We start from the raw sequence: 2,922 nt of genomic DNA, 5'->3' as shown, positions 1-2,922 counted from the left end.
ATCCAGTATGCCGTCCGCAGGACGCTGGCGACCGCGGTGGCGATCGCCGTGCTCGGAGCGACCTTCATCACCATGTATCCCGGGACATTTCGGCAGGAGGTCATCTCAACCGGTCTGATGGCGCTGGCCGCGACACCTCTGCTCACGCTTCTCCTGATCAGCGGCTCCGTGACGCGCAGCTACGGCGGTGCCCTGTCGGTCCTCACGATCGAACGTGTCGTCCTGAACGGGCTCGTTCTCGGCATGATCTTCCTGACGGCCTGGTACCATCTGTGGCCACGCGATGCGACGCTCGTCATGGGCTCCACGCTCGTCGGGTCGGCGATGGCGGCGATGGTGCTCGTGCCGACCCTGCGGGAGGTCCGGCCACAGGCGGTCCGCATGGCCGTGGCGAATTATGCCACCACCGAATGGCGCTCTTCCATCGCGCCCCTTACGATGATCGTCGCCGCCGAGATCGTCCTGAACCGGGCCGGTGTCATCGTGCTCGGCCTCGAGGGTTGCATTACCAAGGCCGGTATCTTCGGCATTGCCCTCAGCATGGCGACGCTGACGACGCGCCCCCTGGTGGCTTTTGGCCGATCGATCCTGCCTCTGGCCTCGCGTTTCGGCGGCGGGGATGATCGACCGCAACTTCAGGCGCTGCTGAGCCACTCCGCCAGGCTGTCATTGATGGCGGCGGTCCTGATCTCGGTTCCGCTGCTCCTGCTCACAGAGCCCTTGCTGAATTGGCTCGGCCCGGATTTCGAATCCGCGGCCCCCGTCCTTCGCATCCTCCTGATCGGTCAGGTTATAGCGGCCGCTTTCGGCTCGCAGCAGTCGCTCATGACGATGGCGGGGCACGAGCGGGCTGCAGCCGCGACGCTGATCGTGGGCGCCGGGGCGAACATCGTGGCCACGGTTGTGGCGAACCGGTTCTGGGGATTGACCGGCGCCGCGGTGGCATCGGTTGCCACAGTGATCGCATTGAACCTGGCGCTGGCCATCTTCCTGCGCCTGCGCCTCCAGATCAGGCCCGGCCTGGCCCTGGCCGTGCCTCCGGTCCCGATGCATTGGTCCAGGTCGCAGCTGGTGAACGGACACAGCGATGCTTCGGCCGTTGGCGCGACCTGGGAGTGGGAACCCCGAGGCGGAGCGCGCGGGGGCGGGGGTCCGGGCCAGCCGAACGACCCGCAATCCGAATCCTACCGGGTGGGCTCGACCGGTGCAGGCTATGGCCGGCGCTATGTCAGGACCTTCGCCGAGGGCTATTACGCCATCAACTGGCGCGAGATCGAAGCGCCGTTGCTCCGGGAGATATTTGCGAGGCTGGCGGCCCGCGGCGCGTCGAGGTCCCTCGATTTCGCCTGCGGGACCGGACGCATCCTGGAACTGCATGAAGAGGCGTTCGACGACATCGTCGGCGTCGATATTTCGCCGGAAATGCTCGCCTTCGCGCGCGGGCGCTACCCTGAAATCCGCTTCGTCGAGGCCGACCTGACCCAGACCGGTGCGACCGAGTCCGTCAGCGACCGGCAGGTCTGCACCGCCTTCCGCTTCTTCCTCAATGCCGAGCCCTCGCTTCGTGCGGAGGTGCTCGATGTTCTGAGGAAATGCCTCGTCAAGGACGGCGTCCTCGTCGCCAATTTCCATGGCAATCCGGCAAGCCTGGTCGGGCTCGTCTATCCCGTTCGCAACCGTCTTGCCGGGAGCGAGATCAACAAGCTGATGCGCGAGGACGAGGCGGCTGCACTGCTCGAGGCGCACGGCTTCGTGGTCGAGGAGGTGCATTGGTACGGGCTCTGGCCGCCGGTMTTCCGGCGGTTCGATTGGTTGAACACGCTGTGCATGGCCCGGGTCGAGGCCCTGGGGCGGCGGTTCCCGGCCCTGATGAGGCGGTGCCAGACCTTCGTTGTCGTCGCCAGGCGCCGGTGACGACGAGGCGCAGCGCGACGGCCGGAAGTGCGGCGGAGCTGGTGCGACGGAGTGGTCGCGGCAGCTCCAGCGTTTGGAGCTTCCCTGATGTTTTGAGGGGCTCCTAGGGGCGTTTCCCTCAGGAAACGCTGAAAACATCGCATTTTGACGCGTGGAGAGCACCGGCCTCCCAGGCACGGTCCTTGCTGCTCATGTCCCTGCCAACCCGGAGGCAGCGACGCAATGTCCGTCTTTCCACCCGCTCAATGCTGCATTCGAGCAGCCATCGCTCAACGACGGTAGCAGCGATTTCTCAAGCTTCTCCCCAGTCAGCAAGTCCTGGCAATCAGCAAGGTCTCGCGGCCCCCACGTTTTTCGCACGCAGGCGCGGCCGTCTGGAGGCTCGTCGGCCGATGAGCCCGCATTCCTCCCGTCAAAGCGCGAAGCAGGAGACAACATGCCTAATGAACGCTGCAGGGTCTTGATGGTCTATCCGCGTTTCAACGCGGGCTCGTTCTGGAACTACAAGGCGACATGCGAGCTCGCCGGTGCGCTCCATCCCGCCGCCCCCCTCGGATTGATCACGGTCGCTGCGCTGTTGCCGACGGCGTGGGAGATCCGTCTCGTCGACCTGAACACGGAGGAACTCGCCGAAGAGAATCTCGGCTGGGCCGACCTCGTGATGACGGGGGGCATGCTGCCGCAGCAGGAGGGTACCCTCGCCATCATCGAGCAGAGCCGCATGCACCGCAAACCGGTCGTCGTCGGCGGACCCGACGCAACCTCCACGCCGCATGTCTATGAGGCCGCGGACTTCCTGGTGCTCGGGGAGGCGGAGGAGATCATGGCCGGTTTCGTGTCCGCCTGGCGATCGGGGGCGAGGACCGGCGTCTTCAAGTCCGAAATGGGCAAGACCGATGTCACGAAGAGTCCGACGCCGCGCTTCGATCTGCTGAAATTCGAACGCTATCTGCATGTCGGCATCCAGTTCTCGCGCKGCTGCCCCTTCAATTGCGAGTTCTGTGCCAT

At 65.4% G+C, this 2,922-nt stretch carries 2 protein-coding genes; both read left to right on the top strand.

Annotation, left to right across the window (positions count from 1 at the left end):
• Positions 1 to 1,914, top strand: a 1,914-nt coding sequence (locus tag AC1DRP_RS35985; RefSeq protein WP_476771076.1) for a methyltransferase domain-containing protein, incomplete at its 5' end; no start/stop codon positions are given.
• Positions 1,915 to 2,350: 436 nt separating this feature from the next.
• Positions 2,351 to 2,922 (top strand): B12-binding domain-containing radical SAM protein (locus AC1DRP_RS35980; protein ID WP_476771075.1); only part of this gene is annotated, 572 nt, incomplete at its 3' end.

The sequence above is a fragment of the Allobosea sp. 01N443 genome, from assembly GCF_056399325.1.
Note: the sequence above shows the minus strand (reverse complement) of the source record. Positions and strands in the feature narration are given on the sequence as shown.